The organism is uncultured Brachybacterium sp., from assembly GCF_947500705.1.
Lineage (GTDB): Bacteria > Actinomycetota > Actinomycetes > Actinomycetales > Dermabacteraceae > Brachybacterium.
This window is the reverse complement of record NZ_CANMSY010000002.1, coordinates 138,759-155,871: the sequence shown is the minus strand read 5'-3', so window position 1 is coordinate 155,871 and position 17,113 is coordinate 138,759. Positions and strand designations below refer to the sequence as shown.

Genomic DNA, 17,113 nt, shown 5'->3' with positions numbered 1-17,113 from the left:
ATGGACATCGACATGGGTGCCCTGAGGGCCCTGGAGCGCGAACGCGAGATCCGCCTGCCCGTACTGCTGGACGCGATCCGTTCAGCGCTCCATGCCGCGTATCTCCATACCGACCACCCGGTGCGGGACTCGGAGGTGCAGATCGACGAGAGCACCGGCGAGGTGGCCGTCATCGCCCGGGAGCGGGATGCCGAGGGGAATGTCGTCGAGCAGTGGGACGACACCCCCGAGAACTTCGGACGCGTCGCCGCCTCCACGGCCCGCCAGGTGATCTTCCAGCGCATCCGCGATCTCGAGGACGAAGCGGTGCTCGGCGAGTACGCCGACCGAGCCGATGACATCGTCTCCGGCATCATCCAGCAGGGACGTGATCCGCGGATGGTGCTGGTGGACCTCGGCGAGGTCGAGGCCGTCCTGCCCCCGCACGAGCGGGTGCCGGGGGAGGACTACTCCCACGGCCGGCGCCTGCGCGCCTATGTCACCGAGGCCCGTCGTGGTCCCAAGGGTCCCCAGATCACCCTTTCGCGCTCGCATCCGAACCTCGTGCGGCGCCTGTTCGCGCTCGAGGTGCCGGAGGTCGCCGACGGCTCCGTCGAGATCGCGGGCCTTGCCCGCGAGGCCGGGCACCGCACCAAGATGGCGGTGTACGCCACGGCTCCGGACATCAACGCCAAGGGCGCGTGCATCGGCCCGATGGGCGCCCGCGTGCGCGCGGTCATGAGCGAGCTCGGCGGCGAGAAGATCGACATCGTCGACTTCAACGAGGATCCCGCGCGCTACATCGCCAACGCGCTCTCACCGGCCCGGGTCACCAGCGTGACCGTGATCGACGAGGTGGGCCGCGCCGCCCGCGCGGTGGTCCCCGAGACGCAGCTCTCCCTCGCGATCGGCAAGGACGGGCAGAACGCCCGCCTGGCGGCGAAGCTCACCGGCTGGAAGATCGACATCCGCCCGGAGAACGCGCCGGAACCGCCGCCCGCGACCTGAGGTGTGTTCCACGCCTCCCCACTGATGGCGGGACCGAGCAGGTCCGCTACACTGGGGAGGCTGTTCGCCGAGAGGTGTCGCAGATCGTCTGACGATCGAGCACCTGAGGGGCGGACGCGTTCGGAACTGAGGAGGTGGAGTGATCACTCGCTCTGCCGCCCACGTTCCCGAGCGCACGTGCGTCGGCTGCCGTCAGGTGGCCCCGCGCGAGCAGCTGGTGCGTCTGGTCCGGGAGTCCGCTCCCGACGGTGACACCCCACGCGTCCGCGTCGATCCTGCCGGATCGGCTCCCGGCCGCGGGTCGTGGCTCCACCCCGATGCAGCATGTCTCGACCTCGCCCTGCGGCGAGGCGGCTTCGCCCGGTCCTTCCGCGGCGCCGTCGACACCGGGCACCTGGCTCGGGACCTCGAGACCTTCGATCCCAACCGCACGTGGAACAGGTAGAAGAACCATGGACATCCGATGAGTACTCGCAAATGAGCACCCTCAGGAAATAATGGTCCGCGCCCTCTTGTCGGCCGGACCGAGACAGGAGAAATGTGGCTAAGGTCCGCGTCCACGAGCTCGCCAAGGAGCTCGGACACCCGAGTAAGGTCGTTCTGCAGAAGCTGCAGGACATGGGCGAATTCGTTCGTTCCGCCTCCTCCACCATCGAAGCCCCGGTAGCGCGCCGTCTGCGTGAGGAGCTCCCCGTCAAGAACGGCGAGAGCGCCTCCGCGACGAAGAGCGACTCCGGTGCATCCCCCAAGCCCTCCGGCGCTCCGAAGCCCGGTGCCGCACCCAAGCCCGGCGCCAAGCCCGCTCCGCAGAAGCCTGCCGAGCCCGAGCCCGCACCGGCACCTTCTGCACCCGCCGCGCCGGTGGAGGCAGCTGCACCCGTGCCCGCTGCGGAGGCACCCGCGCCGACGCCGGCTGCGGAGGCCCCTGAGGCGGAGGACACTTCCGCGGACGCGCCGGCGTCGAAGCCGTCGGCAGACGCACCCAAGCCCGGAGCTGCGAAGCCCGCCGCCGCGTCCAAGCCCGGTGGTGAGCGTCCCGCTCCCCGTCCTGGCAACGGCCGTCCCGGCAACAACCCCTTCGCCAGCTCGCAGGGCATGCCGCGCCCCGGTGCTCGCAAGCCGAACCCCGGCGGTGCCCGCCCGTCCCGCGAGGGCGGCGGTCGTCCCGGCGCCCCGCGTCCGGGGAACAACCCCTTCGCCAGCGCGCAGGGCATGCCCCGTCCGGGCCAGCGCCCGCCGCGCCCCGGCGCGGACCAGGCCGGTCAGGCCGGCCAGGCGGGCGCACGCCCGCCGCGCGAGGGCGGGGCTCCCCGTCCCGGCGGCGCACCGCGTCCGGCCAGCCGTCCCGGGATGCCCACCCCGGGCATCATGCGACAGCACTCCTCCGGTGGTCTCGCCGACGCCGCCCAGGGCGGCGCCCCCGGCCGCGGCCGGGGTGGTCGTCCGGGCCCCGGCGGCGCTCCTGCCGGTGGCGGTCCCGCTCGTCCCGGTGGCGGTCCCCGCGGTCGCGGAGGTCGCGGCAGCACCCAGGGTGCCTTCGGACGCGGCGGCAAGCCCGCCCGCTCGCGCAAGTCGAAGCGTGCGAAGCGCGCAGAATTCGAGCAGATGTCGGCGCCCGCACCGGGCGGCGTCTCGATCCCGCGCGGCGACGGCAGCACGCCGATCCGCCTGCGTCGCGGTGCATCGCTGTCCGACTTCGCCGATCTCATCGACGTCAACCCGGCGTCGCTGATCACGGTGCTCTTCGCGATGGGCGAGATGGCCACCGCCACTCAGTCCCTGGACGAGGAGACCTTCGACCTGCTCGGCACCGAGCTGGGCTACAAGATCGAGATCGTCTCCCCGGAGGACGAGGAGCGCGAGCTGCTCGGACAGTTCGACATCGATCTCGATGCCGAGCTCGCCGACGAGGACACCGAGGATCGCCTCCCGCGTCCGCCGGTGGTCACCGTCATGGGTCACGTCGACCACGGCAAGACCCGCCTGCTCGACACGATCCGCAAGGCGACCGTGGGCGCAGGCGAGGCCGGCGGCATCACCCAGCACATCGGTGCCTACCAGGTGGAGGTGGAGCATGACGGTGCAGAGCGCGCCATCACCTTCATCGACACCCCGGGTCACGAGGCGTTCACCGCCATGCGTGCCCGCGGCGCGGACGTCACCGACATCGCGATCCTCGTGGTCGCCGCTGACGATGGCGTGATGCCCCAGACGATCGAGGCGCTCAACCACGCCCAGGCGGCGAACGTCCCGATCGTGGTCGCGGTCAACAAGGTCGACAAGCCCGACGCCAACCCGGAGAAGATCCGGCAGCAGCTGACGGAGTTCAACCTGATCGCCGAGGAGTACGGCGGCGAGACCATGTTCGTCGACGTCTCCGCCCGCGAGAACCTCAACATCGACGCGCTGCTGGAGGCGGTCCTGCTCACGGCGGATGCCGCTCTCGAGCTCACCGCGGTCGCCGCCAAGGACGCGCGTGGCGTGTCCATCGAGGCGAACCTCGACAAGGGCCGCGGCCCGGTCGCCACGGTGCTGGTCCAGCAGGGCACCCTGCGGGTCGGCGATGCGATCGTCTGCGGCTCCGGCCACGGCCGAGTCCGCGCGATGATCGACGAGAACGGCGAGACCGTCACCGAGGCGGGCCCGTCCCGTCCGGTCCAGGTGCTCGGCCTGACCTCGGTGCCCGGTGCCGGTGACTCCTTCCTGGTCGCCCAGGACGAGCGCACCGCCCGCCAGATCGCCGAGAAGCGCGAGGCCGCCAAGCGTGCTGCGTCGCTCTCGAAGGTGCGCAAGCGGATCAGCCTCGAGGACATCAACCAGCACATGGCTGATGGCAAGGTCGAGACTCTCAACCTCATCCTCAAGGGTGACGCGGCCGGTGCCGTCGAGGCTCTCGAGGAGTCGCTGCTGGGCATCGAGATCGGTGATGGCGTGGATCTGCGCATCATCGACCGCGGAGTCGGCGCGATCACGATGAACAACATCAACCTCGCCGTCGCCTCGAACGCCGTCATCATCGGCTACAACGTGCGGGCCGAGGGCCTGAACGCGGACTACGCCGATCGTGAGGGCGTGGAGATCAAGTACTACAGCGTGATCTACAACGCCATCGACGAGGTCGAGGCAGCGCTGAAGGGCATGCTCAAGCCGGAGTACGAGGAGGTCGAGCTCGGCTCGGCGGAGATCCGCGAGATCTTCCGCTCCTCCAAGTTCGGCAACATCGCCGGTTCGATCGTGCGCAGCGGCATCATCAAGCGCGGTGCGAAGGCTCGCATCACCCGCAAGGGTGTCGTCATCTCCGAGAACATCGAAGTGGCAGGCCTGCGCCGGTTCAAGGATGATGTCACCGAGGTCCGGGATGGGTACGAGTGCGGTATCAACCTGGGCTCGTACAACGACCTCCAGCTCGAGGACCTCATCACGACCTATGAGATGCAGGAGAAGCCCCGCATCTGATGCTGGCACGGTCGGGCGCCCCTGGGGTGCCCGACCGTGACCCGCGGGGAGGAGACCACGATGACCGAGGTGTCCTCCCTGCTGCGCGCCCCGTCGGCCCCTTGCGTCCCTGCGCAGGCCGCGGGGCGTCTCGCCGTCTCCGGGGTCACGCAGCGCCAGAGACCTCACCGGGGTGCCCCGCCCCTCGACCGCGGCACCCTTCTCGCGGCCCCTACGACTGCCCCCACCTCGAGGTCCCCGCAGCCCTCGCCCCAGACCAGGAGAACGACATCCCATGACAGACCATCCCCGCGCTCTCAAGCTCGCCGATCGCATCAAGGTCATCGTGGCCACCATGCTCGACACCCGGGTCAAGGACCCGAGGCTGGGCTTCGTGACGATCACCGATGTGCGCGTGACCGGTGACCTCCAGCACGCCACCCTCTTCTACACCGTCTTCGGCACCGACGAGGAGCGGGAGGGCACCGCCGCCGCGCTGGTCAGCGCCACCGGCATGCTGCGCCGCGAGGTCGGTCGCCAGACCGGCGTGCGGCTCACCCCGACCCTCGAGTTCATCGCCGATGCGATCCCCGAGAACGCACGCGTGATCGAGGACCTGCTCAGCGAAGCGCGCGGCCGGGACGCCGAGCTCGAGAAGACCAAGCTCGGCGCGAGCTACGCAGGGGAAGAGGACCCGTACCGCAAGCCCCGCGAGGAGGAGGATGCGGACGAGCTCGACGGCGTCGGCGTCGATCAGGACGACATCCAGGGCAGCGACGACGAGACCGGCCGCGAGCAGGCGTGACGCCCGGCCCGCACGGGATCCTGCTGGTCGACAAGGCGCCGGAGCGGACCAGCCACGACGTGGTCGCCCGGGTGCGCTGGCTGCTGGGCACCAAGAAGGTCGGCCACGCCGGCACCCTGGACCCGATGGCCACCGGGCTGCTGGTGCTCGGCGTGGGCCAGGGCACCCGCCTGCTCACCTACCTGGTGGGACTCGGCAAGACCTACGAGGCGACGCTGAGGCTGGGCCGTGCCACCACCACGGATGACAGGGAGGGCGAGCCGCTCGGTGAGCAGCTCGACGCCTCCGGCCTGCCCCAGCCTCTGATCGAGCAGGAGCTGGACGCCCTGCGCGGAGACATCGAGCAGGTGCCCTCCACCGTGAGCGCCATCAAGATCGATGGTCAGCGCGCCTACGCACGCGCACGCGCGGGGGAGGAGGTGCAGCTCGCGGCCCGGCCGGTGAGGATCTCCCGCTTCGATCTGACCGCCCGTCGCGAGGACGGGGAGCACCTCGACCTGGACGCGGTCATCGACTGCTCCTCGGGCACCTACGTGCGGGCGCTGGCCCGTGACCTCGGCTCCGCGCTCGAGGTCGGAGGGCATCTGATCGCGCTCCGCCGCACGGCCGTGGGCCCGTTCGCGGTGGCAGATGCGGTGCAGGTGCCGGCGCGAGGCGAGGGTGACGACGTCGAGCTCCCGCTGCATGGGCTCGGGGAGATCGCGTCCCTGGTGCTGGGCACGCTGCCCGTCGACGCGGAGCAGGCCGCCGCCCTCGGCACCGGGAAGCGGATCACCACGACGACGGTGCCCGCGGCTCCGCTCTGGCAGCAGCCCGGGGCACCGGCAGCTGCGGGGGAGGAGCGGCCGGTCGCAGCGCTCGACGGTTCAGGGCGCCTGGTCGCGATCCTCGAGCGGGAGCAGGAGCGCTGGCGACCGATCCTCGTGGTGCCGGACGACGCTCGCTGCTGACGCTGCTGAGGCGTGAGCGCGAAGAAGGGCCCTTCCCGATCCGGGAAGGGCCCTTCGTCATGGTGCGCGCGGCGCCGGACGGGTCAGTAGTGGACCACGGTCTTGGTGCCGATGCTCGCCCAGTCGTACAGCCACTTGGCATCCGACACGGGCATGTTGATGCAGCCATGGGAACCGGAGTATCCGAAGGACGAGCGCCACGGTGCGCCGTGGAATCCGTACCCGCGGTGGAAGTACTGCACCCAGGGGACGTCAGGCGTCAGGTAGTACTTCTCATGCCCCTCGGGGTAGTAGGCCGCGTTGGTCATGTCCTGGCGGTCGTAGCGCAGGTAGATCTCGAAGGTACCGGTGACGGTCTCGTTGCCTTCCTTGCCGTCCACCATCGACCGGGGTCCCCATACCGCGGTGTCACCCACGTACGCGGTGACCGTCTTGTTGCTCAGGTCGACGTCGATCCACTTCTCGCCGGTGGGATTGGAAGGAGTGGCGGCCTCGTCCTCGGTGCCGTCCCCCTCCTCCTCTTCCTTCTCCGGCTTCGGGGCATCGACCTTCTCGACCTCGGACTCGATCTTCCGGGTCTCGAAGGCCGCCTCGAGCGGCGTGGTGCCCTTCAGCGCGGTGACCAGCTCCCCGACCACCGCGTCGGTGTTGGTGATCTCGAGGCCATCCTTCTTCTCGGACACGACCTTGACGACCTTGCCCTCCTCGTCGACCTGCTCGATGCCGTTCTCCGGCTTCACAGCATCCTTGTCGGCGCGGGCGACGACCCACTCACGCACGGCCTCTTCGTCGACCGCGATCGTCAGCGCCTGGCCGGACTCGTCGGGGACCACGGAGATCCAGCCGTTGCGGCGCTCAGCGGAGACCTCATGGACCGTGTCATCGGCGCCCGTGATCGACATCGGCTGCTCGAGCAGAGTCGCGATGGTGCCGACGACGCTCTCGGCCTCCTCGGTGGTGATCGCCGGAGCGATCTCCTCGATCGGCTGCTCGACCGTGAAGTCCTCCAGCGCGGGAGCTTTCTGCGTCACCGCGTCCACGAGGGTCTGAGGATCCAGGCCCTGGCCGTTGCGGCCGGGGACAGCATTCCAGGTCTGCTCCTCCTCATCGAAGCTCACCTGGGCATCGACCGGGGTGGTCATGTCCGCGGGCACCAGGGTGTTCGCGAACTCCTCGACCTTCGCCCCATCCACGGTGACGACAGGGTCCACGGCATGCTCGCCTGACCAGGTCGAGGAGATCACGCCGGTGAAGGAGTCATCGCGAGAGACGGCGGCCTGCGCCGTCGCGGCAGCGTCCACGGTCACACCGAGATCGGCCAGCGGCACCTCGAGCTGCTGCTCGCCGGCGGTCACCGCGACGGAGACGGACTCCCCGCGCTCGGTCACCAGGGCGGCGATCTCCTCGGGAGTCTTGCCTGCGACGTCCTGACCGAGGACCGTGGTGCCGGGCAGGGCACGGCCGTCGAACTGCTTGGCGTAGGCGAGCGCACCGCCGGTGAGCACCACCGCTATGGTGGCGATGATGGCCACCAGGATGAGGGTGACCCGCCGACGGCCCTGGCGACCGGCAGGTCGGGACGGGCCGCCCAGCGCGGCCGTCTCGGTCACGTTCGTCATGGATCCAGATCCGATCTCGGCGGCCATCGTGACTGGTTCCGCGCGCGAGCACGGAAAGGCACAGGGGTCCGTCCCCGGCGCCGCCTCGTCTCTCAGGGTAACGGAGCGTGCACTTCCTGGCGCGGGGGGAGGGAGCCGAGGTTCGTCACAGATTGGTCTCTGCGGACGCCGGTCGTCGACCGGTTCGTGACGATTCTTCGATGATGGTCGGGAAAGTTGTCACCGGTGTGCGCTCGACGGTGCACGGGCTCTCGGTCGCCACAGTTCTCGGCCGCTGCAGTTCTCGGGTGCAAGCTCTCGGACGCGAGCGCACGGGCCCTCGAGCGCTACAGTGTGCACCGGCGTTCTTCGCCCCAGCGCCGAGTCCCGGCGCCCCCTGACCCACAGTGCACGAGTGCACCCGGCCCTGGAAGGACCTGACCGCGCCGTGACCCGCGTTCCCATCTGGCACTCCGTCGAGGAGGTGCCGGCCGATCTCGGCGCGACAGCAGTGTCGATCGGCAACTACGACGGCGTCCATCGTGGACACCGTTTCGTGCTGGATCAGCTCCGTCGCCATGCCGAGGCGCGTTCGCTCGCCCCCGTCGCCCTCACCTTCTGGCCTCATCCCCGGCACGTCATGGGGGACCCGGCGCAGACCCCGCTGCTGACCGGACACGAGGATCGTGACCGGCTGCTGCTGCTGGCGGGCATGCATGGGGTGCTCGACCTCGAGTTCACCGTCCCCTTCGCGCAGCACTCTCCCGAGGACTTCGTGCGGCGATTCCTGGTCGAGGGTCTGGGAGCGAAATGCGTCGTGCTGGGGGAGGATGCGCTCTTCGGTCGTGCCAACGCCGGAGACATCACCACCATGCGCGAGCTCGGCGAACGGTACGGCTTCGAGGTCGTGACCGTCGACGACCTCGGACCGCAGGGCGCGGGCAGCGGACGCATCTCGTCCTCGACCGCCAGGCGCGATCTGCTCGAGGGGGAGGTGCGGGCGGCGAACCTCGCCCTGGGCCGGTTGCATACCGTCACCGACGTGGTCCACCACGGATTCCAGCGCGGTCGGGAGCTGGGGTTCCCGACCGCCAACCTCGGCCCGGCCCCGGCCGGCCTGATCCCCGCGGACGGCGTCTACGCCGGATATCTCACCGTCACCGAGCAGGATCCCTCTCACCTGGGCGTCGAGCCCCTCGCCGGAGCTCCCGCCACCATCTCCATCGGCACCAATCCCACCTTCGAGGCGGGCGGCGCTCCGCGGCGCACTGTCGAGGCGTACGTCCACGGAGCCCATGACCTGGATCTCTACGGGGACACCGTGCGCTTGGAGTTCGTCGACTTCCAGCGTCCCACGCTCAAGTTCGATTCTGCCGAGGCACTGGTCGAGCAGATGGTGAAGGATGTCGAGGTGACCCGCCACACTCTCGCAGCGGAGCGCTCCCATCCCGCCGTGGACGACTGATATCCTGCTCGCGCCGTGAATTCGGCCGCGGAGAGCGATCCGCCCCCACTGCGCACCACCCGTCCTGCGGGTTGCTGAGCCTGGGAGCCGCTCGTCCAGAGAGCCCGGGACATTCGGTCCTGTGGCGCCGCGCAGCGACCAGAGGAGAACCATATGGCCTTCGATACCGCCACCAAGCAGGCGATCATCACGGAGTACGCGACCAGCGAGGGCGACACCGGTTCGCCCGAGGTCCAGGCCGCGCTCCTGACCCACCGCATCAAGTACCTGACCGAGCACCTGAAGACCCACAAGCACGACCACCACACGCGTCGTGGTCTGATGCTGATGGTCGGTCAGCGCAAGCGCCTGCTGAAGTACCTGCAGGCCACCGACATCACGCGGTACCGTGCGCTGATCCAGCGCCTCGGCATCCGCCGCTGATCCTGTCCGCCGCTCGCCCACTGGGCGGGCGGCGGTTTCATCTGCCCGCAGCTGCGGGCACCCAGAGCACCCCGCCCCGACCAGGTTCGGTCCTCGGCAGTGGCCTGCGGACCGCTGAGCATGGCTGAGATGCCACCGCCAGCGCACCGCGGATGACTGACGAAGGCCGCACCGGCAGGGCAACCCCCTACCAGAGGAGATCCACATGGCCATGGAAGGCCCTGAAATCACCGCAACGACCGCAGTCATCGACAACGGCTCCTACGGGCGCCGCGAGATCCGCTTCGAGACCGGCCGTCTCGCCCAGCAGGCAGCCGGCGCCGTCGCCGTCTACCTCGACGACGACACCATGGTGTTCTCGGCGACCGCCGTCTCGAACAAGCCGAAGGATCACTTCGACTTCTTCCCGCTCACCATCGACGTCGAGGAGCGGATGTACGCCGCGGGCCGCATCCCCGGCTCGTTCTTCCGTCGTGAGGGCCGTCCCGGCACCGACGCGATCCTCGCCGCCCGCCTCACCGACCGCCCGCTGCGCCCGGCCTTCGTCAAGGGTCTGCGCAACGAGGTCCAGGTCGTCCTGACCGTGATGTCGAACGGTCCCGACGACGCCTATGACGTCGTCGGCATCAACGGCGCCTCCGCCTCCACCCAGATCTCCGGCCTGCCCTTCTCGGGCCCGATCGGTGCGGTGCGCATCGCGCTCATGCCGAACGCCCAGGGCGGCGGCCAGTGGGTCGCCTTCCCGACCTTCTCGCAGCTGGACGAGGCCGTGTTCTCCATGGTCGTCGCCGGCCGCATGGTCGACGACGATGTGGCGATCATGATGGTCGAGGCCGAGGCCACCGACAACGCATGGACGCTCATCAAGGAGCAGGGCGCGATCGCGCCGACCGAGTCGGTCGTGGCCGAGGGCATCGAGGCCTCCAAGGTCTTCATCCGCAGCCTCTGCATCGCCCAGCAGGAGCTGGCCGCCACCGCCGCCAAGCCGGTGCGCGAATTCCCGCTCTTCCTGGACTACCAGGACGACGCCTACGGCATCGTCGAGGCCGCTGCCGCCGAGCGTCTCGCGGAGGTCATGTCGATCGCCGCGAAGACCGAGCGCGAGGAGCGCACCGAGCAGCTGCTCGGTGAGGTCACCGCAGAGCTCGCCGGCGAGGGCTCGCAGCTCGAAGGCCGCGAGAAGGAGGTCAGCGGTGCATACCGCGCGCTGACCAAGCAGCTCGTGCGCAAGAAGGTCCTCACCGACGGCGTGCGCATCGATGGTCGCGGTCTGCGGGACATCCGTGCGCTCTCCGCCGAGGTCGAGGTGCTCCCGCGAGTGCACGGCTCGGCACTGTTCCAGCGCGGCGAGACCCAGATCATGGGCGTCTCCACGCTGAACATGCTCAAGATGGAGCAGCAGATCGACTCCCTCGGGCCGGTCACGCGCAAGCGCTACGTGCACCACTACAACTTCCCGCCGTACTCCACCGGTGAGACCGGCCGCGTCGGATCCCCGAAGCGTCGCGAGGTCGGCCACGGCATGCTCGCAGAGCGCGCGCTGGTGCCGGTCCTGCCCACGCGCGAGGAGTTCCCCTACGCGATCCGTCAGGTGTCCGAGGCTCTCGGCTCCAACGGCTCCACCTCCATGGGCTCGGTCTGCGCCTCGACCCTGTCGCTGCTGAACGCCGGGGTGCCGCTGCGCGCCGCCGTCGCCGGCATCGCCATGGGCCTGATCTCGGACACCGTGGATGGAGAGACCCGTTACGCGGCGCTCACCGACATCCTCGGCGCCGAGGACGCCTTCGGCGACATGGACTTCAAGGTCGCAGGCACCAGCGAGTTCATCACCGCCATCCAGCTGGACACCAAGCTCGACGGTCTCCCGACCTCCGTGCTGACCGGTGCGCTCTCGCAGGCCCATGAGGCCCGCCTGGCGATCCTCGGTGTCCTCGCCGAGGCGATCGACACCCCCGATGAGATGAGCCCGTACGCCCCGCGCGTCCTCGCGGTCACCATCCCCGTCGACAAGATCGGCGCGGTCATCGGCCCGAAGGGCGCGATGATCAACCAGATCCAGGACGACACCGGTGCGGACATCACCATCGAGGACGACGGCACCGTCTACATCGGCGCCACCGACGGCCCCTCGGCCGAGGCCGCGCGCTCCGCGGTCAACGCGATCGCCAACCCGATGGTTCCCGAGATCGGCGAGCGCTACCTCGGCACCGTGGTGCGCGTGGTCGACTTCGGCGCCTTCGTCTCGCTCACCCCGGGCAAGGACGGCCTGCTCCACGTCACCCAGCTGCGCAAGCTCAACGGCGGCAAGCGGGTCGACAACGTCGAGGACGTCGCCAAGGTCGGTCAGAAGATCGAGGTGGAGATCCGCGAGATCGACTCCCGCGGCAAGATCTCCCTCGGTGTGATCGAGGACGAGGCAGAGCCCGCGGCGGAGTCCGCTGACTCCGTCGCCGCGGAGGAGAACACCGCGGAGTGATCCGCGCGTCGGCCTCGGCCGAGATCTCAGAACGGGGAGGCTTCCACCGGGAGGCCTCCCTTTCTGTGTCCGCGAGCGGAGGACGCCCGTTCTGTGTCCGCGAGCGGAGGACGGTGATGCACCTCGCGACCGGGCCGCCCCCGGACCACCCCGCGCCCGAGCCGTGGAACAATCGATCGATGCCTGTCGACCTTGCTTATGACGATCCCTCCTCCGACGTGATGCTCGATCCCGCCACCGGTGTGCGGCGCAGCATCCTGCCCGGAGGAGTCCGGCTGCTGACCCAGACGGACCGCAGCGTGCGCAGCGCGACCATCGGGCTGTGGCTGCCTGTGGGCTCCCGAGACGAGACCCCCGCCCATGCCGGGTCGACCCACGTGCTCGAGCATCTGCTGTTCAAGGGCACCCGTCGCCGGAGCGCCATGGACATCGCGGCCGCCTTCGACGAGGTGGGCGGTGACTCCAACGCGGTCACCGCGAAGGAGCACACCCTCTACTACGGCCGGGTCCGCTCCTCCGACGTGCCGATGGCCGTGGACGTGCTCACCGACATGATCACCGCGAGCACGCTCGAGGAGGATGCGCTGGCGACCGAGCGCGAGGTCATCCTCGAGGAGCTCGCGATGGCCGAGGACGACCCGAACGACGTCGGCTACGAGACGTTCCTCGCCGACGTGCTGGGACCGGACACTGCCCTCGGCCGCCCGGTCGGCGGAACGGCCGCCACCGTCTCCGCGCTCGGCATCGAGGATGTGCGCGCCCACTTCCGAGAGCACTACCGGCCGGACAACCTGGTGGTCACGGCCGTCGGCGATATCGAGCACGAGGAGCTGGCCGGACTCCTGACGGCCGGACTGCGACGAGGCGGCTGGAGCCTCGAGGAGGGCGTGGCCCCGACCTGGCGCAGCCGCCCCGAGTACTCGGACGAGAGCGCTCCGGGAGTTCCCGCCGATGTCTCCGCACTGCAGCCCCATCGCCTGCACCGCGCCACCGAGCAGAACCACATCTATCTCGGGGGACACGGCCTCACCGCCCTCAGCGAGGACCGGCATGCGCTCTCGGTGCTGATGTCCATCCTCGGGGGAGGGATGTCCTCGCGCCTGTTCCAGAACGTCCGCGAGCGTCACGGGCTCGCGTACTCGGTGTACTCCTTCAGCGCCGGATATCGGGATGCCGGGCTGTTCGGCCTGTACGCCGCCTGCCGTCCCTCACGCAGCACCCAGGTGGTCGAGCTGCTCGCGGAGGAGCTGGCCCGGATGGGGAGCACGGGCATCGACGCGCAGGAGCTCGCACGCGCGAAGGGACAGATCACCGGATCCTTCGCCCTCGGCCTCGAGGACACCAGCTCGCGGATGGGGCGCCTCGGCACCATCGAGCTGGTCCATGGCCGCTACACCGGTGTCGACGAGACGCTCGAGCGGATCGGCCGGGTCGGGGTGGAGGATGTCCGTGCCCTCGCCGCCCGGTTCTCCGACTCCTTCAGCACCCGGGTCGAGGTCGGCCCCGAGAGCTGAGGCCCCACCCGCCGCCTGTTCGTCCCCCGCCAGCCGTTCGTCGCCGCACTGCCCCTCACCCAGGAGAGAACCCCGATGACTGCCTCGCCGTCCCCCGCCTCGTCCTCGCAGCGCCCCACCCGGGTCGCCGTGCTGGGAGCCTCCGGCCGGATGGGTGCCGCCGCCTGCCGGGCCGTCGGGGACGCACCCGATCTCGAGCTGGTGGCCCGCATCGGCCGCGGCGATGACCTCTCGGCCATCAGCGAGGCGCAGGCAGAGGTCGCGATCGACCTCACCGTCCCCTCGGTCACCGCGGACAACGTGCGCTGGTTGGTGGACCACGGCATCCACGCGGTGGTCGGCACCACCGGCTGGACCGATGAGTCGCTCACCGCGCTGCGGGGCCAGCTCGCCGAGCGCACCGAGGTCGGGGTGCTGATCGCCCCGAACTTCGCGATCGGCGCCGTGCTCGCCATGCGCTTCGCGGAGATCGCCGCGCGCTACTACGACAGCGCCGAGATCATCGAGATGCATCACGAGAACAAGCTCGACGCCCCTTCGGGCACCGCCCGCCACACCGCAGCCGCGATCGCCCGCGGCCGCGCCGCCGCCGGCCTGGGCGCGGTGCCGGATGCGACCGAGAAGGACCCGGACGGCGCCCGCGGTGCGGTGGTCGAGGGAATCCACGTGCACGCCGTGCGTCAGCGCGGCCTGGTCGCCCACGAGGTCGTGCAGTTCGGCGGGGTGGGGGAGCAGTTCGTGCTGCGCCACGACTCCTTCGACCGCGTCAGCTTCATGCCCGGGGTGCTGCTGGGCGTGCGCGAGGTCGCCGCACATCCGGGTCTCACCGTGGGCCTGGACGGCTACATGGATCTCGGTTGAGCAGGTCCCGCCGATGAGAGAGAAGATGTTCGTCGCCGTCCTGGTGCTGATCACCGCCGCCTATGCCTGGGGCCTGGGCTGGATCGCCTGGGGCTTCGTCCGCGCCGGGAGCGCCGTGGGCTACGGCCTCGCCCTCGGCATCGCCATCCTGCTGCTGCTCACCATCTGGGTGACCTGGCGGGAGATGCTGTTCGGGATGGGCTCCGGGCGTCTGGCCCGGCTCTACGAGCCCCCGGCGGAGGCCGACGGCGAGGACCCTCGGGCCGAGTTCGAAGCCGCCCGCACCACCCTCCAGGAGGGCGCCGAGAACGACTGGCGCGCCTGGTTCCGCCTTGCGCTGGCCTATGACGCGCTGCGCGACCGCAAGGGCGCCCGGATGGCCACCCGTCGCGCCATCGCCAAGCACCGTCGCTGACCGACGCCCCTGCCGTGCGAGGACCGGGCACACTCGGCCGAGAGGCCGGTAGCGGCTAGGCCCAGCCGGCCCAGTGGCCGGTGGCGGCTAGGCCCAGCCGAGCGCCCGCAGACCCGCCGCGACCACCGCCGCCCCGACCACGACCACCAGGAACGGCGCCCGCAGGCACAGCAGCATCACGGCGGCGCCGAGGCCCGCCAGGCGAGCATCGAGCACGATCTCGCTGCCGCTGGTCGCAGTCTGGGTGGCCACCAGCGCTCCCAGCAGCGCGATCGGCAGCAGCGTCGTGATCCGAGAGACCCGGGGACGCTCGAGCACGTCCGGCGGAGCCTGATAGCCCACCCACTTCTGCGCGAAGGACAGCACCGAGGCGGCGATCACCGCGATCCACAGCATGCTCATCGTGCTCCACCTTCCGGTCGTCCCTCGTCGCGTGCAGGCTCTTCCTCGGGCTCCGTATCGGGCGCGGCGTCGCCCTCGATCTGGTGATGCACCAGAGGCCGACGTGAGGGCAGCAGCCCCGCGACCACCGCCACCAGCGCTGCGGCCAGCACCGGCAGCCCGGAGGGCAGCGCGGGGGTGGTCACCAGTGCCACGAAGGCCGCAGCCACGGCGACCGCGACCGCCTCCCCGCTGCGCAGACGTGGCCACAGCAGGGCGATGAAGGCGCCCGCTGCAGCCGCATCCAGACCCCACGCGCCCGGATCCGCGACATGCTGCCCGGCCAGAGCACCCACCAGCGAGAACAGATTCCAGAAGACATACACCCACACCCCGGCGGCCCAGAACCCCGCCCGCTTCTCCGCGGTCGTGGTCCCGCCTGCCGCCAGCGCGGCGGACTCGTCGATGGTCAGCTGCGCCCGGGCGAAGCCACGGAACCCGCCCCGAGGCAGCGACGGCGCCAGGATCAATCCGTACAGGGTGTTGCGGATCCCGAGCAGCACGGCGGCCAGCGCCGCCCCGATCGCCGAACCCCCACCGCCCACCACGCCGATGAAGGCGAACTGGCTGCCGCCGGTGAACATCACCGCCGAGAGCACCATCGCCTGCCAGACATCCAGTCCGGAGGCGGTGGCCAGGGCTCCGAAGGAGATGCCGTACAGGCCGGTGGCCACACCGATCGACAGACCGGTCCGGCGGATCGTGCGCAACCGCTCGGCGGTGGTCGGGCCGGGGGTCGACGCGGGCGGTGAAGCAGTGGTCATGATGCTCGACACTCTACGGCCACCTGCGCAGATGCTGCTGTCCTGTCCTGCGGTCGGTATGAGATTCTGGGGGCATGACGTCTTCCTCTGTCCCCTCCCGTACCGTCCCTTCGGAAGGGCAGACCCTGCCGATGCGCACCTCCGCGCTGCTGCTGGACATGGATGGGACCCTGATCGATTCGGGTCCGTCGGTCGAACGCTCCTGGAACCAGCTGCTGCGCGAGCTCGGCACGGATCTCACCTTCGGCGCTGAAGAGCACGGCAAGCCTGCCCGGCAGGTTCTCGGCGAACTGCTGCCAGAGCTCGACGAGGCGGCGCTGGACGCCGCTCACCGCAGGATCGAGGAGCTGGAGATCGCCGACGTCGCGGAGATCGTGGTGCTGCCGGGCACGGAACGTCTGCTGCGTGAGCTCGATGCGGCATCCGCGCAGATCGGCCGCGCCACCTGGACCATCGTCACCTCCTGCACCCGACCGCTGTTCGAGGCCCGCTGGGCCCGCACCGGGCTGCCGGTTCCTGCGGGACTCGTCACCGCCGACCAGGTCAGCACAGGCAAGCCGGATCCCGAGCCCTACCTGCTGGGCGCCGAGCGGCTCTCCATCGACCCCGCCGACACCATCGTCATCGAGGATTCGATCGGTGGCCTGCACTCCGGCGCGGCGGCCGGTGCCCGCACCATCGCGGTGACCAGCACCACGCCGGCCGGCGACCTCGCCCCGCTCGCAGATGCGCTGGTCACGTCGTTGGACGACCTCGAGCTCCGAGTCGACGGGGCCGAGCTGGTCCTCTCGCGCCGCGGCAGCTGAATGTCACGTCTGAATGTCACGTCGCGCCTGCCTCAGCGGGCTCGGACCCGTTGATAGGCTCGGGCGGCCGAACCCGTTCCGTCCGCGTGCCGGGAGACCTCGGGTGCGTCCCTGACGCCCCTCCCTCTCTGTGCCGAGCGCCCTGACTGCGGGCGGCAGCCGTCCCCCTCGAA

The 17,113-nt window shown here is 70.2% G+C and carries 15 protein-coding genes; 12 read left to right on the top strand and 3 right to left on the bottom strand.

Annotation, left to right across the window (positions count from 1 at the left end; all coding sequences use genetic code 11):
* The 5 genes from nusA (at position 1) to truB (ending at position 6,177) form a co-directional block, all read left to right on the top strand.
* Entirely contained in the window at positions 1 to 987 is a 987-nt protein-coding gene (gene nusA / locus Q0937_RS03805; RefSeq protein ID WP_299299918.1) for a transcription termination factor NusA, read from the top strand.
* 139 nt (positions 988 to 1,126) lie between these two features.
* Complete coding sequence (locus Q0937_RS03800) at positions 1,127 to 1,432, top strand: YlxR family protein (protein WP_299299917.1); 306 nt, start codon at positions 1,127 to 1,129, stop codon at positions 1,430 to 1,432.
* Between the two features lie 95 nt (positions 1,433 to 1,527).
* Positions 1,528 to 4,443 (top strand): translation initiation factor IF-2, encoded by a 2,916-nt coding sequence (gene infB, locus Q0937_RS03795; RefSeq protein WP_299299916.1) that lies wholly within the window; start codon positions 1,528 to 1,530, stop codon positions 4,441 to 4,443.
* Positions 4,444 to 4,717: 274 nt separating this feature from the next.
* Entirely contained in the window at positions 4,718 to 5,227 is a 510-nt protein-coding gene (rbfA, locus tag Q0937_RS03790; RefSeq protein WP_299299915.1) for a 30S ribosome-binding factor RbfA, read from the top strand.
* Positions 5,224 to 6,177 carry a tRNA pseudouridine(55) synthase TruB gene (gene truB / locus Q0937_RS03785; RefSeq protein WP_299299914.1) on the top strand — a complete coding sequence of 318 codons (954 nt, stop codon included), beginning with the start codon at positions 5,224 to 5,226 and terminating at the stop codon, positions 6,175 to 6,177. The genes rbfA and truB overlap by 4 nt, the downstream gene beginning before the upstream one ends.
* An 83-nt stretch (positions 6,178 to 6,260) precedes the next feature.
* Here truB and Q0937_RS03780 read toward each other — a convergent pair whose 3' ends face one another.
* Complete coding sequence (locus Q0937_RS03780) at positions 6,261 to 7,796, bottom strand: L,D-transpeptidase family protein (RefSeq protein ID WP_299299913.1); 1,536 nt, start codon at positions 7,794 to 7,796, stop codon at positions 6,261 to 6,263.
* 427 nt (positions 7,797 to 8,223) lie between these two features.
* On the opposite strand from Q0937_RS03780, the gene Q0937_RS03775 reads away from it, so the two are divergent.
* The 6 genes from Q0937_RS03775 (at position 8,224) to Q0937_RS03750 (ending at position 14,929) form a co-directional block, all read left to right on the top strand.
* A complete protein-coding gene (locus Q0937_RS03775) occupies positions 8,224 to 9,240 on the top strand; it encodes a bifunctional riboflavin kinase/FAD synthetase (RefSeq protein WP_299299912.1) in 1,017 nt (338 codons plus the stop codon).
* A gap of 153 nt (positions 9,241 to 9,393) precedes the next feature.
* Complete coding sequence (gene rpsO, locus Q0937_RS03770; protein WP_299299911.1) at positions 9,394 to 9,663, top strand: 30S ribosomal protein S15; 270 nt, start codon at positions 9,394 to 9,396, stop codon at positions 9,661 to 9,663.
* A gap of 211 nt (positions 9,664 to 9,874) precedes the next feature.
* On the top strand, positions 9,875 to 12,139 hold the full coding sequence (locus tag Q0937_RS03765; protein ID WP_299299910.1) for a polyribonucleotide nucleotidyltransferase: 2,265 nt from the start codon (positions 9,875 to 9,877) through the stop codon (positions 12,137 to 12,139).
* A gap of 179 nt (positions 12,140 to 12,318) precedes the next feature.
* Positions 12,319 to 13,653: a pitrilysin family protein gene (locus tag Q0937_RS03760; protein WP_299299909.1), complete on the top strand. Its 1,335-nt coding sequence runs from the start codon at positions 12,319 to 12,321 to the stop codon at positions 13,651 to 13,653.
* A 75-nt stretch (positions 13,654 to 13,728) separates the two neighbouring features.
* Positions 13,729 to 14,514, top strand: coding sequence for a 4-hydroxy-tetrahydrodipicolinate reductase (gene dapB, locus Q0937_RS03755; protein WP_299299908.1), 786 nt, complete (start codon positions 13,729 to 13,731; stop codon positions 14,512 to 14,514).
* A gap of 13 nt (positions 14,515 to 14,527) precedes the next feature.
* A complete protein-coding gene (locus Q0937_RS03750; protein WP_299299907.1) occupies positions 14,528 to 14,929 on the top strand; it encodes a hypothetical protein in 402 nt (133 codons plus the stop codon).
* An 87-nt stretch (positions 14,930 to 15,016) separates the two neighbouring features.
* On the opposite strand, the gene Q0937_RS03745 is transcribed toward Q0937_RS03750, so the two are convergent.
* Both Q0937_RS03745 and Q0937_RS03740 read right to left on the bottom strand, forming a co-directional pair.
* A complete protein-coding gene (locus Q0937_RS03745; RefSeq protein WP_299299906.1) occupies positions 15,017 to 15,331 on the bottom strand; it encodes an AzlD domain-containing protein in 315 nt (104 codons plus the stop codon).
* Positions 15,328 to 16,134 (bottom strand): AzlC family ABC transporter permease, encoded by an 807-nt coding sequence (locus Q0937_RS03740; RefSeq protein WP_299299904.1) that lies wholly within the window; start codon positions 16,132 to 16,134, stop codon positions 15,328 to 15,330. The genes Q0937_RS03745 and Q0937_RS03740 overlap by 4 nt, the downstream gene beginning before the upstream one ends.
* 74 nt (positions 16,135 to 16,208) lie before the next feature.
* Here Q0937_RS03740 and Q0937_RS03735 point away from each other — a divergent pair, with 74 nt between their 5' ends.
* Positions 16,209 to 16,940, top strand: coding sequence for an HAD family phosphatase (locus Q0937_RS03735; RefSeq protein ID WP_299299902.1), 732 nt, complete (start codon positions 16,209 to 16,211; stop codon positions 16,938 to 16,940).
* Positions 16,941 to 17,113 lie beyond the last annotated feature (173 nt).

What these genes read in the sequence shown, in the direction of transcription:
- nusA (WP_299299918.1), top strand. Translation starts at nt 1, where the DNA reads ATGGACATCGACATGGGTGCCCTGAGGGCCCTGGAGCGCGAACGCGAG.
- rbfA (WP_299299915.1), top strand. Translation starts at nt 4,718, where the DNA reads ATGACAGACCATCCCCGCGCTCTCAAGCTCGCCGATCGCATCAAGGTC.
- Q0937_RS03780 (WP_299299913.1), bottom strand. Translation starts at nt 7,796, where the DNA reads ATGACGAACGTGACCGAGACGGCCGCGCTGGGCGGCCCGTCCCGACCT.
- rpsO (WP_299299911.1), top strand. Translation starts at nt 9,394, where the DNA reads ATGGCCTTCGATACCGCCACCAAGCAGGCGATCATCACGGAGTACGCG.
- Q0937_RS03765 (WP_299299910.1), top strand. Translation starts at nt 9,875, where the DNA reads ATGGAAGGCCCTGAAATCACCGCAACGACCGCAGTCATCGACAACGGC.
- Q0937_RS03760 (WP_299299909.1), top strand. Translation starts at nt 12,319, where the DNA reads ATGCCTGTCGACCTTGCTTATGACGATCCCTCCTCCGACGTGATGCTC.
- dapB (WP_299299908.1), top strand. Translation starts at nt 13,729, where the DNA reads ATGACTGCCTCGCCGTCCCCCGCCTCGTCCTCGCAGCGCCCCACCCGG.
- Q0937_RS03750 (WP_299299907.1), top strand. Translation starts at nt 14,528, where the DNA reads ATGAGAGAGAAGATGTTCGTCGCCGTCCTGGTGCTGATCACCGCCGCC.
- Q0937_RS03745 (WP_299299906.1), bottom strand. Translation starts at nt 15,331, where the DNA reads ATGAGCATGCTGTGGATCGCGGTGATCGCCGCCTCGGTGCTGTCCTTC.
- Q0937_RS03740 (WP_299299904.1), bottom strand. Translation starts at nt 16,134, where the DNA reads ATGACCACTGCTTCACCGCCCGCGTCGACCCCCGGCCCGACCACCGCC.
- Q0937_RS03735 (WP_299299902.1), top strand. Translation starts at nt 16,209, where the DNA reads ATGACGTCTTCCTCTGTCCCCTCCCGTACCGTCCCTTCGGAAGGGCAG.